The following is a 19,316-nucleotide window of genomic DNA, read 5'->3' as shown; positions in this document are numbered from 1 at the left end:
TGATATTAAAAGTAACCTTGACGTTTTTTCAGTTCCATTGACCCTGATGAATCATGATCTATCGCTCGCCCTTGACGTTCACTTGAAGTGGCAACTAACATTTCTTCAATAATTTCAGGTAACGTATTTGCGGTAGATTCAACAGCACCCGTTAATGGGTAACAGCCCAACGTTCTAAAACGAATGTCTTTATGTTGAATTTCTTCGCCTTCTTCTAGCTCTAAACGCTCATCGTCTACCATGATCAACATGCCATCACGCTCTACTACAGGACGTTTTTCAGATAAATACAGCGGAACAATTTCGATATTTTCTAAATAAATATATTGCCAGATATCTAATTCAGTCCAGTTAGATAATGGGAATACACGAATACTTTCCCCTTTATTAACTTGACCGTTATAAGTATTCCATAACTCTGGACGCTGATTTTTTGGATCCCACGTATGATTTTTATCTCGGAATGAATAAACACGTTCTTTTGCTCTAGACTTTTCTTCATCACGACGAGCCCCACCAAATGCGGCATCAAAACCATATTTGTTCAATGCTTGCTTTAACCCTTGAGTTTTCATGATGTCTGTATGTTTTGATGAACCATGAACAAACGGATTAATACCCATCGCTAAACCTTCAGGGTTCTTATGTACCAATAGGTCAAAACCATATTTTTTTGCGGTTTTTTCTCGAAACTCAATCATCTCTTTAAATTTCCAATCCGTATCAACATGAAGAAGTGGGAATGGAATCTTTCCAGGATAGAAAGCTTTACGAGCAAGATGCAGCATCACAGAGGAATCTTTACCAATCGAATACATCATGACTGGATTATCAAACTCGGCTGCCACTTCACGAATAATATGAATACTTTCGGCTTCTAGTTGTTGTAGGTGGGTTAGTCTTTTTGCGTCCATGTGTTTTAGTCCTTTAGGCTGAATTTGGTAATGTCACCTATTATTGCAATTGATTACGTTGTCATTGCACCAATTCTCTTTTCCATTAGGTGGTTATTTTTCATTCCAATAGAAGCACTATAGACGGGTTACTTTATTACCTGAAATTCTAAAATTTCATTTTTTATTCGATTTAATACTAACGACTGAGAATAAAAAGGTTCCATTTGAAAAATTTATAAATACATACACACTAAAAAATCAAAACAAAGCACTGAAATCATACCCATCAATCCTACCGTAGGCTGATCAATCGCACACATTGAGAGCCCCGTTACATTTATAACATTATCAATCTGTTATCTTAATTGGCGCTTTTATGACTATCACCCTTGGAGAACATTATGAAACTCTCTGTTAAACCTGTTTCACTTGCTGTATTAGCTGGCTTAGGCTTATTAACCATCTCTGGTTGCACCCCAGCACCAACCGACACAAATGAAGTGATTAATCTACGAATTGTAGAAACAACTGATATCCATACCAACCTAATGGATTACGATTACTACAAAGATAAACCATCTCAACAAATTGGTTTAGCGCGTACAGCTACGTTAGTAAAAGAAGCGCGTGGAGAAGTTAAAAACAGTGTTTTAGTAGACAATGGTGATTTACTGCAAGGCAGCCCTATGGGTGACTACATGGCAGATAAAGGGTTAGAAGCTGGTGAAGTACACCCAGCTTATAAGGCCATGAATCAATTAGATTATGATGCAGGTAACATTGGTAATCATGAATTCAACTATGGTTTGGACTTCCTAGCAGAATCTATCAACGATGCTGATTTTCCATACATTAGTGCTAACGTTTACGATGCAAAAACAAAAGAGCATTACTTCAAGCCATACGTTATTAAAGCGCATACATTTAAAGATACCGCGGGTGTAGAACACGAAATTAAAGTGGGTTACATCGGTTTTGTTCCACCACAAATTATGGTGTGGGATAAGAAAAACCTTGAAGGAAAAGTATTTGCTCGTGACATTAAAGAAACAGCAGAAGAACTGATCCCTCAGATGAAAAAAGAAGGCGCTGACGTTATCGTTGCGATCCCTCACTCTGGTGTGTCAACTAATCCATATAAGCAAGGCGAAGAAAACTCTACTTACTACTTATCCGAAGTAGAAGGCATTGATGCTATTGCTTTTGGTCACTCTCATGCGGTATTCCCAGGAAAAGGGTTCGATAACCTGCAAGGTGTCGATAATGAAAATGGCACTATTAATGGTGTTGCTGCGGTTATGCCGGGTCGTTGGGGCAGTCACGTTGGTGTTATGGATTTAACACTTAAACAGAAAGATGGAAAATGGTCTGTGACTAGTGGTGAATCTGAAGCTCGCCCTATTTTCGATAAAGAAAACAACAAGTCACTCGCCGCTGCGGATGAAGGCATTTTAAAAGCACTAGAAAATGATCATAAAGGCACTCGTGATTTCGTAAACCAACCCATTGGTCAAGCTGACGATGTTATGTACAGCTTCTTAGCACTAGTGCAAGATGACCCAACCGTTCAAATCGTAAACCTTGCACAAAAAGATTATGTAGAACGCTTTATTCAAGGTGATCCTGATTTAGATGGTACTCCTGTACTTTCTGCTGCTGCGCCATTTAAAGCAGGCGGTCGTGGAAATGATCCAACAAACTTCACTGAAGTTGAATCGGGACAATTAACCTTCCGTAATGCGGCTGATTTATACTTATACCCTAATACGCTAGTTGCGATGAAGGTTACAGGTAAAGAAGTAAAAGAATGGCTTGAGTGTTCTGCCGGTCAATTTAAACAAATCGACATCAATAGTACTGCACCTCAACAATTAATTGATTGGGATGGCTTCCGCACATACAACTTTGATGTTATTGATGGGGTTAACTACCAAATTGATGTTACTCAACCAGCAAAATATGATGGTGACTGTAATGTCATTAATGAAGGCTCTGAACGTATTGTTGGTTTAACTTACCAAGGCAAACCAATTGATGCGAAACAAGACTTCCTTATCGCAACCAATAACTACCGTGCTTACAGTAACAAATTCCCAGGTACCGGTACTGATTTCATTGCGTTTGATTCTCCAGATGAAAACAGAACAGTAGTAGCAAGCTACATTACTCGAGTCAGTAAAGAAGAAGGTCAAGTACAACCATCAGCTGATAATAACTGGTCTTTCGCGCCCATTACTAATGGTGAAAAACTGGATATTCGCTTTGAAACATCACCAAGTGATAAAGCAGCTCAATTCATCAAAGATAAAGGTCAATATCCGATGACTCGTGTTGCAACAGATGATGTAGGTTTCGCTGTTTATAATATTAATCTAAATAAATAAACACAGCCTTTAGCTAAAAAATTTAGCCTCGATAAACAGATAGCATCGTTACTTAACGGTGCTATTTTTTTTACACAAACCATAAAACAACGTATTTGCCGCTAAACTCCCTGTAAATATATTAATTAAAATAAGTAATATTTGGATGTAACTATCGATATTGTTTATCGTCAATCCTAGCCATTTCACTTCTATCCAACTTTCTAATAGTTCCTCCTTTGCAGAAAGAACATCTATCGATGCAAACGTCCCTAAAATAATGAGTAGCACACTGCATAGAACATAATGAAACCATTGATCTGCATACACAATTGCACTTAATAAATTAAAAATCAAAACGCCATAGGCTAAAAAGGAAAAGAAATAAAACACCTCATAGATATGAAAAACAAACGAAGCAATAAAGAAAAAAATAAATAACCCTATCGCAATACCTACGTGCAACCAAAATCTAGAATTCATAAATTAACCAAATACAAATGGAACCAATGTTTAATCATAATCTCAAATTAAAACAAATGAGATACAAATATTTACATTTATTTAATATATGCCACTCTAAGTAAGACATAAAAAGGAGGGGGTATGGACAATTTAATTACTTGCATACAAGACGCATTATTTACTTCTCACAGCTCTGAGTTCTCTCTATTTCTAGGCATCATTTTACTTTCTTATTTACTTGAAGACTTAGCAATTGTCACTGCGGCCAGTTTAGCGGCACAAGAAATGGTTACGCCTACGATAGGCCTACTGGCTGCTTTTATCGGTATTGCTAGTGGTGATCTCGGTTTATACTTTTTAGGTCGCCTCTCTACACGCTTCCGTTTAATCCGATATAAAACATTAACCAACACTCATTTACGTTACTTAAGGAAAAAACTGCAATCTAATCCTATGCTTAATTTATTCATTATCCGATTCATCCCAGGATTACGAACCATAGGTTTTACCTTAAGCGGAATATTTAATATTAATGTTTTTGTTTTTTTTGCAGCAGTAATGGGAGCGACAGCCACATGGACAGCCATTGTTTTTCCAACGGTTTATTTTTTAGGAAGCTCTCGCTGGGTTCAAGCCAGTGAGCATCAATGGATTATGATCCCAGTGATGACTCTCGTTTTATTAGCTGTTAATCGATTCGCAAAGAAAAAAATATCAAAGGGATTAACATAATGGTGCATCACTCAATTAATACTATTGCTAAAGGCTATATAAATGCAGGTATGCCGATACTAGAAGAGGATTCTCATCGAAGTATTTCTCCCTATGAGTTTTTACCTAGTTGGTTTTTTTATACCCCCGTTGTTATTCAAAGCTTTTTTCTTGGGCTAAAACATTTTGATTTTGCACTTCCTCTTATTGCAAATCCATCCATAAAACTAAGTGGTATGGTGGGCGAATCTAAACACGATATTTTAACTCTAGCGGGTCCAGTGGCAGAAAAATGGATCTCCCCTTTCATTACCATCACGACTACCGCAGACGCAATACAGCAACAAACCCAAAATGCTATCGACGAAATGAATCAACACCAATTGTTCTTCCCTGTTGTCGCGAAGCCTGATTTGGGTTGTCGAGGCGTTGGTGTAAAACTCCTTCAATCCCAGGAACAACTCACTGATTATTTTAATTCGTTTCCTATTAATGCTCGATTTTTAATTCAAGAAAAAGCCCCTTATTCCGCAGAAGCCGGTATTTTCTATGTCCGTTATCCAAATGAGAAAAAAGGAACTATCATTTCCATTACCCTTAAATATTCTCCAATGGTTGTTGGTGACGGTCTTAGTACATTAGAGCAACTGATAAAAAATGACAGCAGAGCTGGTCAACTCGCTCACCTATACCTTCCTCGTCATAAAAGTATGTTAAATACCATTTTAGAAAAAGATACCGAGTTTCAACTCGCTTTTGCGGGTAGTCACAGTCGTGGTTCTATTTTTAGGGATGGAAACAAATACATCACAGATAAACTAGCACAACGTCTAGATGGTATTTTTGATGATTTAAAGGGATTTCATTACGGTAGGCTTGATGTGAAATTTAAAGATATTAACGCTTTAATGAATGGTGATGACTTTACAATTTTAGAAATAAATGGCGCAAGCAGTGAGGCTGCCCATATCTGGGATAGAAACACACCGTTAAAAACGATTTTTTCAACCTTATTACTTCAATACAAAATTTTATTTGAAATTGGTGCCCTACAGAAAAAACAAGGTTATCACTCTCCTAAAATAAAAGAATTATTGGCGGCTTGGAAAGAAGAGAAGCAATTAACCCTTCAATATCCATCGACCGATTAGATAAAAGGAGTTTTTAATGCCAATACAAGTACCACAAGAAGAGCGTCAACCACACGTTATCATCGGTTGTATTGATGAATTAGAAAAAGGTATTTCTCTCTTAAATTCCATTAATGATAACGATTACGTTCATCTTGCATTGCCGTATGTAGAAAGTTCTATTGGCGAACATTTCCGACATATTTTAGATTTATTCCACTCTTTAATGAAAAAAAACACCTCCGAACCTATTAATTACAACATTCGTCGTCGAGGTCATGAGATTGAAAAAAATAGGGTAATGGCCATTAACGAAATTAAAGGGGTGATCCGTTGGTTACTTAATTTCCCGATTGAAAACCTTACCACCTCCGTATCATTACTCACCGAAGTATCTCCATATGAAAAACAAGAACATATTATGCTTTCAAGTGTTGAACGAGAAATTACTTTCGCCTCTCTTCACGCCTCTCATCATTACGCTTTAATAAAAGTAATTACGACCTCAATAGGCATAAATACCCAATCAGCCTTTGGATTAGCACCAACAACCACGACTTATCTACGGGGAGAAGCCTAATGTGCACTGTTTCTTGGTTTACGACCCCAACAGGTTACGAGTTATTTTTTAATCGTGATGAACAACGTTCTCGTTCTGAGGCTTTAGCACCTCAGGCCTTCCAAGAAAATAATGTCCATTACATAATGCCTATTGACCCCGTCGGCGGCGGCAGTTGGATTTCACTCAATGACCATGGTATTTCAGTTTGTCTTTTAAATTATTACCAAGGTTTAATACCACCAAAAAATGCATTAAGCCGCGGTCTTCTTATTAAAAAATTAGCCTCTTGTGAGGATATAAAATCAATTCACGACACGCTTTCTACCATAGAACTCTCTCATTTTTCTTCTTTTACTTTATTGATTTTCCATACAACCCAATCGACTAAAAAAAATAATATCCAAGGGTTTCGTTGGGATGGTGAAATATTTAATACCATTAATCCAAGCTCGCCAATGATCTCCTCTTCAATCGATGCAGATAATGTGATTAAACATCGTTTATCTATTTATAAAGAATTAACTCACTCAGGCATAAACCGCCACACTCTCAATCAATTTCACCAATATCATCATACTAAGCTTGGTCATCGGTCTCCTTGCATGCACCGTCAAGATGCCCAAACCGTCAGTTTTACTCACATTATTGTAGATAATAAAAACAATACATTACGCTATTTTTCAGGTTCACCATGTCACACAAAAAAGTATTTGGCCTATGATGTTCCTTTCCATTTATTCACCACCACTCACTCCTATAGATAATAATATAAGGTAATGATTATGAAGAAATTATTGTGTTTATTTATTTTATTATTCAGTCAATCTTCTTTTGCAGAAGACGCTATTTACACTGGTTTTTTTAGCAACAAAGCGGTTGATGGTTACGATACTGTTAGCTACTTCACGGAAGGAAAACCACAAAAAGGAAACGCTGAATTTATTGCTTCTTATATGGGTGCAGATTGGTATTTTTCATCTCAAAAAAACGCAGATTTATTCACCGCTAACCCGACTAAATACGCCCCTCAATATGGTGGTTTTTGTGCGTGGGCCGTGGCAGAAAAAAATGATCGAGCACCTGGCGATCCAAATCAATTTTCAATTGTAGATGGCAAACTGTATTTAAATTATGACGCACAAGTAAAAAGTTTATGGGAAAGAGACATTCCAGGCTTTATTGCACAAGGTGATCAAAACTGGCCTAAGCTATTAAAACAATAGCACCTGATTAGACATATTTATTTCTCATAAAAGGACATCATGATGAAAGAAAAATTACTTAAATATGGGCCAGCCGTTTTTATCGCTTTTGTTTTTATTCAATCATTGTTTTTTAAGTTCACCGGATCTTATGAAACTGACCATATTTTTGGTGTCTTGGCTGAGTGGTCAGGTTTAACTTGGTTTGGTACCTATGGAGGCTATTTAATCGGTACAGCAGAATTAATCGCCTCTATTCTTTTATTTACTCGTTTTCATGGATTAGGTGCAATCATGACTGTCGGAATAATGAGTGGCGCAATTTTCTTTCATCTATTTACTCCCCTTGGCATCCAGATGCCAGAGTTTAACTCGGCAGGGAACATCATAGGCTATGACGGTGGGTTACTATTTGGAATGGCTTGTTTAGTTTGGTTATGTGGTGCTTTTCTTTCGATTAAAGACATTAAATCTCAACATGGATTTTTAGCCTCGTTTATTAAACCAAAAGGAATATAGTTTATGACTGAAAGTCCATTTCGACTGCCTAGAGTTACCCCTTTTGGTCTTGGTGAATCCTTTGCTGAATGGGCAACAGGGTTAAATCGCCTAGACGCACATTATCAAGATTGCCCTCAAGGGTTAAACAGTTTTGAATTCATGCGTCATACACTTCACTGTTTAAATGTGACATACGATATTCATCAAGGTGAATTATCATCTATCCCAAAAAATGGCCCCGTTGTTATTATTGCAAATCACCCCTTAGGAGCATTGGAGGGCGTGATTTTAGCTGAAATGGTGGGCCGTGTTCGACCGGATGTAAAAGTATTAGCTAATGAATATTTAAAACAAATTCCTGAAATTTGTGATCTATTTATAGGTGTCGATGTTTTTGAAACAAAGCAGGCAAAAAAAACGAATGCCAACGCTTTACGGGAAGCTCATCAACACTTAAACAATGACGGCGTGTTAATTATTTTTCCTGCTGGAGAGGTGTCAACATACGATAAAGAAACAAAGTTACTATCAGATAAACGTTGGAGCTATTCAGCTGCAAAATTTATCGAAAAACACAAAGCCACTGCTGTTCCTATTTATATTGATGGTAAAAATAGCCAACGATTCTACCTTGCTGGAAAAATTCATCCTCTGTTAAGGACGCTTTTATTGGGGCGTGAAATGCTCAATAAAAAAGAAAATACGATTCATCTCTCTATTGGTGATCCTATTCTTCATAAAGAACTATCTAATTTTAATTCCCCAATTGAGGTGATTAATTATTTAAGATTAAACACTTATTTATTAGCGACAAATACTGACGATACCGCAACATTGAATTCAAGCTTACCCAATTCCGCTCCTATAATGGCACCTATTGATATTTCAACGTTAGAAAACGACATTAATTCACTTCCAACAGAAGCTAAACTATTAGAGCAGAATGGGCTTTCTGTTTATTGCACTAAAAGCCAAGCCATTCCTAATGTAATTCAGGAGATAGGTCGAATTAGAGAAGTGACATTTAGAGACGTTGGTGAAGGCACTGGGCTAGAGTGTGATTTAGATGACTATGATACACACTATTATCATTTATTTATTTGGCACCAAGAAAACAAAGAGATTGTAGGATCTTATCGATTAGGTCTGGTTGATGAATTAATTGCAGAATTTGGATTAGACGGCTTGTACTCTCGCAGTTTATTTACCTTTCAACAACCTTTCATTGATACGTTAAATTATTCAATTGAGGTTGGACGATCTGTTGTAGCTAAAAAATATCAGCGAAATGTCAGTTCATTACTTTTATTATGGAAAGGGATTTCAACATTCGTTTATCAGCGACCTAAATACACCCATTTATTTGGCCCAGTCAGTATCAGTAATGATTACAATTTATCTGCTCGTCAATTAATTGCATCAACACTGACTATTCATCATTACGATAATGAAAAAGCCGCATTAGTGTCGGCCACCACTCCCCTAAAACCAATAATAAAAAAAGTATGGAATGGCGATATGCTTTCTCTACTGGGTGATTTAAAACTGCTATCAAAAGTATTAAGTCGTATCGAAAAAGGAAAAGGCTTACCCGTTTTACTTCGCCAATACATCGGGCTCAATGGTAAGTTAGTTTGTTTTAATGTTGATCCAGATTTTAATGACGCTTTGGATGGATTAATTGTGGTCGATATGAGTAATGTGCCACACAAAACATTAAGTAAATACATGGGGAAAGAAGAAGCAATGTGCTACCTTGAAAAGCATCATAATAATTAAACATATTTAGAGCTATTTACTCATGCTCAGTGACTTTATTAACCAACTTCAACATTATAATTTCACTGCTGATGACATTGAAAAATTAATCAGCAGTAGCAAGTTAGAATATTTAAAACCGAAACACGTCATTGCAAAACAAAATGATCATTCAAAATCCTTTTATTTCTTATTAGAAGGACTTTGCCACGCTTCATATTTAACGGTGCACGGTAAGGCATTCAATAAAGAGTTTTACTGGAAAGGCGATTGGGTTGTTGGGTTTGAAGGCGTCATAAATAATGAAAAGTCTCCCTATACGTTAGAAACACTAACCGCAACAACGCTCTTATCCCTGCCTATTGAGTATATTCATCAATGGCGATCACTACCGCATCCTTTTTATCTGAAACTAATCGAAACTCAATTAGTTTATAAAGAGAGAAAAGAACGCTTTATGTTACTTTACTCCCCCCAATCTCGTTACGAAATCTTCTGCCAAAACTACCCAGACCTTCGAGCCCAATTAAGTGACTACCAAGTTGCTGCCTATCTTGGTATTACTCATATCAGTTTAAGCCGTATTAAAAATAGAATAAGAAAGTTAACATAAGTTAATGCCTAAAAAAGGGAAAATAGGTATCTTGATGATCTTCTTTTTTCATTGCGATAATTTCTATGACCCATTGGCAAAAAATACCATTTAATAACTTAACTACTGCGCAACTGTATGAACTGCTTCGTTTAAGAGTTGATGTCTTTGTGGTTGAACAAACCTGTCCATACCCAGAATTAGATGGTAAGGATTGCCATGAAGGCGTCTATCATTTAATTGGAACTCAGTATAATGAGATGGTCGCTTGTGCTCGCCTACTTCCAGCGGGTGTGAGTTATGCCAACCCTAGTATTGGTCGCGTAGCAACAAAAGAAACAGCCAGAGGCAATGGCTTAGGGCATGAACTTATCTCACAAGCTCTCGTATTATGCGAGGAATTATGGCCAGGAGAGACCATTGATATTGGCGCTCAAGAACATTTAAGCCACTTTTATCAAAAGCATGGTTTTAACGTTATTTCTGATATGTATCTTGAGGATGATATTCCTCATGTTGATATGCGATTAGCTAAGTAGTACTAAAATGAAACCAATGATGACGCCAGTTAACCTCGCTATTGCCTTACTTATATTAGGTAATTTATTGGCATCGCTGTCTGATGTCGCAGTAAAAGTTCTTGATGGTGGCGTCTCACCATTTCAATATATTTTTCTACGCCAATTAATCTCTCTTACTCTCCTGTTTCCATTTTGGGTGCGCCAATCTTCGACATCAAGAAGGTTAAGTAACCCAAAAATAACCGCATTAAGAGGTCATATTCTCTTAATTGGCAGTGGTTGCATGGTCGTTTCTATTACTTATTTATCTCTTGCTACTGCCAATGCTGTTTTTTATACCGCTCCATTATTAATGATCCCGCTTTCAATGCTGTTACTCAATGAAAGACCATCAGCTAAAAAAGTACTTCAAACCGTGATTGGATTTATTGGCGTTCTTATTATTTTACGCCCCTCTCAATTTCATTGGGCGGCAATTTTTGCGCTAGGAACGGCAATGACTCTAGCGTCATACAATATTTTGGTTCGAAAAATACCGAATGAACAATCGGTGATAACCACCCTATTTTGGACAACCTTATTATCTCTACCAGTGTCGGGAAGTTTAGCTTGGTTTTACTGGCAGCCATTAACTCATAATGCGTTTTTTTGGATCGCATTGAGTGCTACCTTTATTATTAGCTACAATGGTCTCGCAACCATTGCATATAAAAAGGCACCAGCAACTCAAATATCGTTAGCTGAATATTCAGGATTAATTTTTGTCGTTCTATTTGGGGTGATGTGGTTTGATGAAGTGCCAGATTTATTAACCATCGCAGGCATTGCACTCATCATCCTTCCTCTTATGCCTAAAACTTGGTTAAAGAAAATAAGAGAAAGATAATCATTGTATAACGTTAAATGGGGCGTTACTTACTGCGCCCAAAATTACCATCAGACATTCTAAAGTACATGACAGCTTGGTTATCTCGTTCTATTTGAAGAATATCTAACTCGCCTTGTTGATTAAGTTTAAAACGAAATAGCTGGCCTTTTTTTATGTTACTTAGCGGTTTATCTGCCCCTTCTATTTTTACTACTTTATTTAATTCGGTTAGTGGAAGGTTATTTTTCCTAAATACTTGATAAAGTGTATCACCGGCTTGAATTTGATAATCATGCCATTTTGCAGCGCTTTGAGTGGGTTGAGATATTTTCACTTCCGTTGTGTTCTCTACTGGATCTGCTTCTCTTGTTTCTTTTTCTTGTTCTACTTCATAAGAAGAAGGCGCGTTACGAAGTGCATCCTCTTGCTCACTCAATCCTTCAAGATTCAAACTGACACTTTGCCTCTCCATTTCAGGCGCAGAGATCATCGTAGGCTGAATACTCTCAACCTCTTCTTTAGCACCACTTGGCAGCAAAAATAAAATAAAAGTAACCGGCACTAAAATACGTAATGCTTTTTGATGAAAGACAGGTAAACGCTGCCAATAAGGTGACACGTTTTCAGTTAGAGGTTCACACTTTTTCTTAAGTACAGCCAACTGCTCAGAAAAATCTGAACGCTTTATGTTCATTTTATTTTTTTTATTCATGCCATCGCCTCATGCGAAACTGGTTAGCTCACGTTTTATTCTAATATCAGAGTGCAAAGAAGTACAAAAGTTTACCTTAAGCTTAGATCTCTGTATCCTTTAGTCTTTCGTTTATACCATATAAAGAAAGAGAGACAGCATGTCTGAAGTTAAATTAGAAACAGTAGAGCAAAGAGCAAGCTACGGTATTGGCCTTCAAATGGGTCAACAACTTGCACAATCTGGTCTTGAAGGCCTAAACGTTGCAGCTATCGCTAAAGGCATCGCAACTTCACTAACTGGCGACATGCCAGAAATCGAAGTTGACGCTATCAATGAAGCGCTTCAAGCACTTCACATGCGTGCTGAAGAAGCTCGCGCAGAAGCATCTAAAGCTGCTGCTGCTGATGGCGAAGCGTTCCTAGCTGATAACGCTCTTCGTTCAGAAGTAACTGTACTTGAATCTGGTCTTCAATATGAAGTACTAACTGCAGGTACTGGTGAGATTCCAACTTCTGATAAAACAGTACGTGTTCATTACCACGGTATGCTAACTGACGGTACAGTATTTGACAGCTCTGTAGAGCGCGGTCAACCTGCTGAATTCCCAGTAACTGGCGTTATTGCTGGTTGGGTTGAAGCTCTTCAACTAATGCCTGTAGGTTCTAAGTGGAAACTTTCTATTCCACAAGATCTAGCGTATGGCGAACGTGGCGCTGGCGCTGCAATCCCTCCATATGCTGCTCTAGTATTTGAAGTAGAACTACTAGACATCCTTTAATCTTTCTCAAAAAAGATTAAAAACAAAATTAAAAAGCGATGCCAATAGGCATCGCTTTTTTTTGTGTCATACTTTAACTATAATGTTATGAAAACAAAACCAACATGTTAAAAGGAAATGACAATGAAAAAAACGTTAATTCTATCTACCTTAGCGCTTTCACTTACTGCTGCCGCCCCTGCAAATGCTTTCTTATCAAGCCTATTTGGTGGCGATGATGAAGTAAAAACAGAAGAAGCTACCGCCTCTAACCCATTAGTAGGAATGTTAACTGATAATCTTGGTATTTCTGCAGATCAAGCCGCTGGTGGTGCTGGTGCATTATTAGCAATGGCAGGTAGTGGCCTATCTAGTTCTGAAAACTCAGAGCTAAATAGCATGATCCCAGGACTAGACTCTTTAACTGGTGCAATCCCTGGCGGATTAGGCAGCATGATTTCTAATATGGACAGTGTAAAAGCAGCGTTCTCTGCTCTAGGTTTAGATCCTGCACTTATCTCACAATTCACTCCTTTAATTACACAATACCTAACATCTCAAGATGCAAGCTCAGGTCTATTAGATTCGTTAACGTCATTGTGGAAATAATTTATTCTTAATACATGCAAAAAAAGACAGCAATAAATGCTGTCTTTTTTATTAATTTACTACCTAAAATAGTTTAAATGCCAGAACCGCCCGTTTCAGCATCATCTTCATGCAATCCACACTCTCTCTTTAATCCAAAAAATCGAGTCTCTTCTTCTTTCATTCCTGGTTCCCATTTCTGAGTAGTGTGCGTATCACCAACAGATAAATACCCTTCTTCTTTTAATGGATGATAAGGTAAATCTCGTTGTTCTAAAAAGTAATGAACCTCTTTATTACTCCAGTCGATAACAGGTAAAAACTTAAAGACCCCATTTTGAATACTTAAAATAGGTAAATGAGCACGAGAACTTGATTGATCACGACGTAAGCCAGAGAACCAAATACTAACGTTTAATTGATCCAAGGCTCTTCTCATCGGTTGAACTTTATTTAAACGATTATAGTGTTTAAGTCCATCAACACCTTGTTCCCATAATTTACCGTAACGCGCTTCTTGCCACATAGGGCTTTCATCCGCTGTAAATACTTGTAGATTCAAATTAAGACGCTGAGTTAATTCATCAATGAACTGATAAGTTTCAGGGAAAAGATACCCTGTATCGGTCAAAATAACAGGTGTATCCGATTTGGCATCAGTGACTAATTGCAACATCACTGCCGCTTGAATTCCAAAACTAGAAGAAACCGCAGGTTTACCTTCTAAGTTTTCTAACGCCCATAAAATTCGCTCTGCGGCTGTCAGTGTTTCAAGCTCAGCATTAACCTCTGACAAACGTAATATTTGCTCTACCTTTGGTAATGACAGCAGCTCTGATAATTGCAATTTAGGCATAAAAGTCCCTTTTTGATACTTTCACTTCATCCACAATTCCGGCTCGAATGGTAAAATCACCAAAGCCTTCATTCTCTTGACGCTCAGTTGCCCAACGACCAACCAATTCATCAATCTCTGATAAGATTTGGCGATCCGTTATATTTTCTTTGTACATTTTAGGAACACGAGTACCACTGCGATTCCCCCCTAGATGGAAATTATAACGACCCGGAGCTTTACCGATTAAACCAATCTCAGCAAGCATTGCTCGACCGCACCCATTAGGGCATCCCGTGACACGGAAAATAATATTATCTTCTTCTGGTAGCTTATGTTTTTTTAGTACGTCTTCTATTTCAGTTACAAACTCAGGCAAGAAACGCTCTGCTTCTGCCATTGCTAATGGACAAGTGGGAAACGCCACACACGCCATTGAGTTTTTACGTTGTTCTGAATGCCCATCATCAATTAAGCCATGCTCTCGAGCAATTTGCTCTATCTGATCTTTTTGCTCAGCAGGTACACCGGCAACAATTAAGTTTTGATTGGCTGTCATTCTAAAATCACCTTGGTGGATCTTAGCAATCTCAGCCACACCGGTTTTTAATGGCTTACCCGGGTAATCTAATAAACGCCCATTTTCAATGAATAATGCAAGATGGTGCTTACCATCAATGCCATCCACCCAACCAATTCGATCACCACGTTCTGTTAACTCATAAGGGCGGCTTGCTTCAAATTGAATACCAGCCCGTTTTTCGACTTCCGCTTTAAAGACATCCACACCAACACGATCTAACGTGTATTTTGTTTTTGCATTTTTACGATTTGAACGATTACCCCAATCACGCTGAGTCGTCACCACCGCAGCAGCTACGTCTAACGTTTTTTCTAGTGACACAAAACCAAAATCATCCGCTTTACGAGGATAAGTAGCGGTATCACCATGGGTCATCGCAAGGCCACCACCCACAAGAACATTAAAACCAACAAGCTTCCCATTATTAGCAATGGCAATGAAGTTCAAATCATTCGCGTGTACATCAACATCATTTTGCGGAGGGATCACAACGGTCGTTTTAAATTTACGAGGAAGATAATTACTGCCTAAAATAGGCTCTTCATCAGTCGTTTCTAATTTTTCACCATCCAACCAAATCTCAGCATAAGCACGCGTTTTTGGTAATAAATGCTCACTGATTTTTTTCGCCCATTCATACGCTTCTTGATGTAACTCCGATTCCACCGGATTAGTCGTACACAATACGTTTCGGTTTACATCACCCGCTGTTGCAATCGAATCAATGCCAATGCTATTCAATGTTTGATGCATTAATTTAATGTTTGGTTTCAAAACACCGTGAAATTGAAAGGTTTGACGCGTTGTTAAACGTAAGCTGCCATACGAGGTATTTTCTTCTGCAAATTTATCAATCGCTAACCATTGTTTTGGGGTAATAATTCCACCCGGCATACGTGCACGAAGCATCACGTTATGCAGAGGTTCTAATTTTTGTTTTGCACGCTCAGCTCGAATATCTCGGTCATCTTGTTGGTACATGCCGTGAAAACGGATCAATTGAAAGTTATCTTTAGTAAAGCCACCCGTAATGCGATCTTGAAGATCCTCTACGATCGTACCTCGAAGGTTGTTACTTTCACGTTTTAGACGCTCGTTATCTGCTAATGGGCCTAGATCAGTGCCTGATAAGATTGTTTTTACTGCAATTTGTTCGCTCATTAGTACACATCCCTTTGGTAACGTTTCGCCTTACGCAGATCATTTACAAATTGTTCTGCTTCTTCTCTGTTCTTTTTACCTTGCTGCTCAACAATCGTAATTAACGCGTCATGTACATCTTTTGCCATTCTAGTTGCATCACCACACACGTAGATATAAGCGCCATCTTGCAGCCACTGCCACACTTGTGCTGAATGCTCTAAGATACGATGCTGTACATAGACTTTTTCTTGTTGGTCACGACTGAATGCGACATCCAATTGATTTACAACGCCTGACTTAAGGTATTTTTGCCATTCAACTTGGTATAAGAAATCTTGCGTGAAGGTTCTATCACCAAAGAATAACCAGTTTTTACCTTCTGCATCACGGTTGTCACGCTCTTGTACAAAAGAACGGAAAGGAGCAATACCCGTTCCAGGACCAATCATGATCACTGGGGCATTATCATCTTGAGGAAGTTTGAAATTATTATTGTGTTCAATAAATACTTTTACTTCGTCACCCTCTTCTAGGCGATGAGATAGAAAACTAGATGCTCCACCAAATCGAGTGTCATCGCCTTGTTTGTATTCAACAACAGCAACCGTTAAATGCACTTCTTCATCCACTTCTGTTTGGCTTGAAGCTATTGAATACAAACGAGGAGTTAAACGACGCAGTAAACCCACTAATTGCTCTGCCGTTAATTGGGTTTTCTTTTCTGATAACAGATCAATGACTTGAGTATTGCCAGCGTATTGGCGCAACTTATCTTTATCTTGTGCCAACTTCTCTAGCTTTTTACTGCCTGATAGCTCTGAAAACTTGCTGACTTGTTGTGGATTTGCTGATGTGATTTCATATTTTTCAATTAAGGCTTTTTGAAGAGATATTGATTCTCCATCTATTTCAACTTGTTCTTCACCTGTTAATCTAACTTGTTTTAAAATAGCAGAAACAAGTTCAGCACTGTTTTTAAACCAGACTCCTAATGCATCACCAGGTTGGTAAGTAAGACCTGACCCTTCAAGGTCAAGTTCGATATGACGTACATCTTTACCTGAATCGCGGCCTGTAATTTTTTGGCTTGTCAGTAACGTCGCGGTATATGGATTTTGTTTAGAATATTGAGTGGTTGCATGGGCTGCTTGGCCCACAGGTAACTGAACTACCTGTCCACTTTGTTCTGTTTTTACAGAAAGAGCGTCTTTGACTGTATCTAACGCCTGCTTACGCCATTCAACTGCTGAAGCTTCATAATCAACATCGAGATCGATACGTTCAATAAATGGCGTAGCCCCTTTCTTAGCTAAGTACGCATCAAAATCTTTACCCGTTTGGCAAAAGAACTCGTAACTCGAGTCACCTAATCCAATGACACCATATTTTAAATTATCAAGTTTAGGTGCTTTTTTAGATTGAAGAAATTCATGTAACTCAATGGCATTATCAGGTGCTTCACCTTCACCATTGGTCGATGCGACAATAATTACATGAGTTTCTTTAGCAAGGTTTTTACCTTTATAATCACTAGCATCAAATAATTCAGCTTTAATACCTGCTGTTGAGGCTTCAGCTTTTAATGCTTCTGCCACCCCTTTTGCATTGCCAGTTTGAGAAGCATAAATAATTGATAACTTACCAGCAGGATCGCTTGATACCGCCGCAGCGGCTTGGCTTATGGGTTGTGCTGCGCCAGATGTTTGGCTGACACCCCAAAAATAACCACTTACCCAAGCAAGTTGTTGTGGAGATAATTCAGAAGCCGCTAACTGTAACTGACCTATTTGTTGGTCATTAAGTGGGCTAGCGAGTGCGGAGAGTTCCTTTAATAACATGACGACATCCCTATTCATTGCGTCACATTAGATTAGCGACTCTTTTCTATAACAAGAAAGAATAGATAGGTATGTTTTATAACTTTTTGGAAGAAAGAAAAGTTTGCGTTACGTAATTTATGTTGAAAATAAATTAATCATTGATCCTGACTTGATTAAATCCAACCGCTAATGCACTTTTTGAGGCAGACTCTAAATCCCTGTATTTCATTTCTCCACCTTTAAAATCAGTAAGTAAAACAAGGCCTCCACGTACATGGCGAAATTCTACAATCCAAGAATCTTCAACTATCACCGGCTCAATGACTGCTTCAACTAATTGATCTTCTTGGTACATCAATTTTAATTCACTTAATGTCGTCATAACTGCATCCTTACCAAATATGAATATCATAGTAATATCCATTCTATAAGCATGGGCAATAAACTGAAATTGAGCAAATTTAAAATAAAAAAATAGCGACTCAATCTCTTGAGTCGCTATTTTTAATATTCTTGATGTCTCTGATTAAAAATCAAATGACAAACCACCAAACCAACCATCGACCATTACATTCGCTTGGTCACTATCAAAACCTTCAAAATAACCAAACTCATGATCCATTACGCGATAACCGATTTTAAACTCAACATCAACAGCATCCACAGGAAGAATATATTTAACTCCTGCTTGGCCATCCATCGTTCGAGTATCACTGCTGCTACCAAAATCATACTGACCAAAAATATGGAAGTTTGTGTTTGGGATATGCAGTGACGCATCAGCATACATGTTCATTGCCGTTTCACTAAAGCTTTGATCTGCTGGTTGAGCTGGATCAACAGAGCCACCTTTATTAAATTCACCATTAGCAAACTGCGTTAACGTTAAACCTACATCAAACTGAAGACCATTAGTGTCTAATAATTTGTAGTAACCAGTGTAATCGATTTGATCATATTCAAAACGATCCGATTTAACTGGGGTGTAACGCACTTTTACATTCGGTAAGATTGGGTATGGGTGCTCAAATGCAATAGAGAATGCTTGCGAAGCATTTACGTCATTTTCACGAACCGCATTATCTTTAGATCCAACTTTTGCATCAGGGAACCACGCATCAATTTCAACCTTAGTAGTAAATTCCTTCTCTTCTGAATGTGCAGGTACTGCCAATAGTAAAGCAGCAGAAGCAACAACAGTACTGAGGGATAATTTGTTCATGCGTAGTCTCCATTTGCGACGCTATTTGTTCATATTCGGTCATAATAAACGATTTGGTTTATTTATGTACTCTTCTTTTTTATATCACGAATCTATTAACTATCG

At 38.0% G+C, this 19,316-nt stretch carries 21 protein-coding genes; 13 read left to right on the top strand and 8 right to left on the bottom strand.

Going from position 1 to position 19,316, the window contains the following annotated elements:
• Positions 1-5: 5 nt before the first annotated feature.
• Positions 6-938 carry a sulfate adenylyltransferase subunit CysD gene (gene cysD, locus A6E06_RS15100; protein WP_255310678.1) on the bottom strand — a complete coding sequence of 311 codons (933 nt, stop codon included), beginning with the start codon at positions 936-938 and terminating at the stop codon, positions 6-8.
• A gap of 359 nt (positions 939-1,297) precedes the next feature.
• Between cysD and cpdB the strand changes: the two genes are divergently transcribed.
• Positions 1,298-3,280: a 2',3'-cyclic-nucleotide 2'-phosphodiesterase gene (gene cpdB / locus A6E06_RS15095; protein WP_065592203.1), complete on the top strand. Its 1,983-nt coding sequence runs from the start codon at positions 1,298-1,300 to the stop codon at positions 3,278-3,280.
• A gap of 48 nt (positions 3,281-3,328) precedes the next feature.
• Here cpdB and A6E06_RS15090 read toward each other — a convergent pair whose 3' ends face one another.
• Positions 3,329-3,742, bottom strand: coding sequence for a hypothetical protein (locus tag A6E06_RS15090; RefSeq protein WP_065592204.1), 414 nt, complete (start codon positions 3,740-3,742; stop codon positions 3,329-3,331).
• A 123-nt stretch (positions 3,743-3,865) separates the two neighbouring features.
• Here A6E06_RS15090 and A6E06_RS15085 point away from each other — a divergent pair, with 123 nt between their 5' ends.
• From A6E06_RS15085 to A6E06_RS15040, 10 genes are all read left to right on the top strand, one after another.
• A complete protein-coding gene (locus A6E06_RS15085; protein WP_065592205.1) occupies positions 3,866-4,456 on the top strand; it encodes a DedA family protein in 591 nt (196 codons plus the stop codon).
• Positions 4,456-5,586, top strand: a complete 1,131-nt coding sequence (locus tag A6E06_RS15080) for a D-alanine--D-alanine ligase (RefSeq protein WP_065592206.1) — start codon at positions 4,456-4,458, stop codon at positions 5,584-5,586. Before A6E06_RS15085 ends, A6E06_RS15080 begins: the two co-directional genes overlap by 1 nt.
• 16 nt (positions 5,587-5,602) lie before the next feature.
• Positions 5,603-6,145, top strand: coding sequence for a hypothetical protein (locus tag A6E06_RS15075; RefSeq protein WP_065592207.1), 543 nt, complete (start codon positions 5,603-5,605; stop codon positions 6,143-6,145).
• Entirely contained in the window at positions 6,145-6,891 is a 747-nt protein-coding gene (locus tag A6E06_RS15070; protein ID WP_065592208.1) for an NRDE family protein, read from the top strand. The genes A6E06_RS15075 and A6E06_RS15070 overlap by 1 nt, the downstream gene beginning before the upstream one ends.
• Before the next feature lie 18 nt (positions 6,892-6,909).
• Positions 6,910-7,350 (top strand): YHS domain-containing (seleno)protein, encoded by a 441-nt coding sequence (locus tag A6E06_RS15065; protein ID WP_065592209.1) that lies wholly within the window; start codon positions 6,910-6,912, stop codon positions 7,348-7,350.
• A gap of 42 nt (positions 7,351-7,392) precedes the next feature.
• Positions 7,393-7,848, top strand: coding sequence for a hypothetical protein (locus A6E06_RS15060; RefSeq protein WP_065592210.1), 456 nt, complete (start codon positions 7,393-7,395; stop codon positions 7,846-7,848).
• 3 nt (positions 7,849-7,851) lie between these two features.
• The gene (locus tag A6E06_RS15055) at positions 7,852-9,609 is read left to right on the top strand and encodes a lysophospholipid acyltransferase family protein (RefSeq protein WP_065592211.1); all 1,758 of its coding nucleotides are present in this window, start codon (positions 7,852-7,854) and stop codon (positions 9,607-9,609) included.
• A gap of 22 nt (positions 9,610-9,631) precedes the next feature.
• Positions 9,632-10,201, top strand: coding sequence for a Crp/Fnr family transcriptional regulator (locus tag A6E06_RS15050; RefSeq protein WP_065592212.1), 570 nt, complete (start codon positions 9,632-9,634; stop codon positions 10,199-10,201).
• 65 nt (positions 10,202-10,266) lie between these two features.
• Positions 10,267-10,719: a GNAT family N-acetyltransferase gene (locus A6E06_RS15045; RefSeq protein WP_065592213.1), complete on the top strand. Its 453-nt coding sequence runs from the start codon at positions 10,267-10,269 to the stop codon at positions 10,717-10,719.
• Positions 10,720-10,738: 19 nt separating this feature from the next.
• On the top strand, positions 10,739-11,587 hold the full coding sequence (locus tag A6E06_RS15040; protein WP_065592275.1) for a DMT family transporter: 849 nt from the start codon (positions 10,739-10,741) through the stop codon (positions 11,585-11,587).
• Positions 11,588-11,612: 25 nt separating this feature from the next.
• Here the strand turns inward: A6E06_RS15040 and A6E06_RS15035 are convergent, their stop codons facing one another.
• Entirely contained in the window at positions 11,613-12,281 is a 669-nt protein-coding gene (locus tag A6E06_RS15035; protein WP_065592214.1) for a LysM-like peptidoglycan-binding domain-containing protein, read from the bottom strand.
• Positions 12,282-12,420: 139 nt separating this feature from the next.
• Here A6E06_RS15035 and A6E06_RS15030 point away from each other — a divergent pair, with 139 nt between their 5' ends.
• Both A6E06_RS15030 and A6E06_RS15025 read left to right on the top strand, forming a co-directional pair.
• Positions 12,421-13,041, top strand: a complete 621-nt coding sequence (locus A6E06_RS15030; protein WP_065592215.1) for an FKBP-type peptidyl-prolyl cis-trans isomerase — start codon at positions 12,421-12,423, stop codon at positions 13,039-13,041.
• A gap of 123 nt (positions 13,042-13,164) precedes the next feature.
• On the top strand, positions 13,165-13,629 hold the full coding sequence (locus A6E06_RS15025) for a DUF2780 domain-containing protein (RefSeq protein WP_065592216.1): 465 nt from the start codon (positions 13,165-13,167) through the stop codon (positions 13,627-13,629).
• Between the two features lie 73 nt (positions 13,630-13,702).
• Here the strand turns inward: A6E06_RS15025 and A6E06_RS15020 are convergent, their stop codons facing one another.
• The 5 genes from A6E06_RS15020 to A6E06_RS15000 form a co-directional block, all read right to left on the bottom strand.
• Positions 13,703-14,464, bottom strand: a complete 762-nt coding sequence (locus A6E06_RS15020; protein ID WP_065592217.1) for a phosphoadenylyl-sulfate reductase — start codon at positions 14,462-14,464, stop codon at positions 13,703-13,705.
• Positions 14,457-16,187, bottom strand: a complete 1,731-nt coding sequence (gene cysI, locus A6E06_RS15015; RefSeq protein WP_065592218.1) for an assimilatory sulfite reductase (NADPH) hemoprotein subunit — start codon at positions 16,185-16,187, stop codon at positions 14,457-14,459. The genes A6E06_RS15020 and cysI overlap by 8 nt, the downstream gene beginning before the upstream one ends.
• Complete coding sequence (locus tag A6E06_RS15010; RefSeq protein ID WP_065592219.1) at positions 16,187-18,007, bottom strand: assimilatory sulfite reductase (NADPH) flavoprotein subunit; 1,821 nt, start codon at positions 18,005-18,007, stop codon at positions 16,187-16,189. The genes cysI and A6E06_RS15010 overlap by 1 nt, the downstream gene beginning before the upstream one ends.
• Before the next feature lie 133 nt (positions 18,008-18,140).
• A complete protein-coding gene (locus A6E06_RS15005; RefSeq protein ID WP_065592220.1) occupies positions 18,141-18,371 on the bottom strand; it encodes a hypothetical protein in 231 nt (76 codons plus the stop codon).
• Between the two features lie 144 nt (positions 18,372-18,515).
• Positions 18,516-19,211, bottom strand: a complete 696-nt coding sequence (locus tag A6E06_RS15000) for a TIGR04219 family outer membrane beta-barrel protein (protein ID WP_065592221.1) — start codon at positions 19,209-19,211, stop codon at positions 18,516-18,518.
• Between the last annotated feature and the right edge of the window lie 105 nt (positions 19,212-19,316).

Source organism: Aliivibrio sp. 1S175, assembly GCF_001690985.1.
In the GTDB taxonomy this organism is placed as follows: Bacteria; Pseudomonadota; Gammaproteobacteria; order Enterobacterales; family Vibrionaceae; genus Aliivibrio.
Note: the sequence above shows the minus strand (reverse complement) of the source record. Positions and strands in the feature narration are given on the sequence as shown.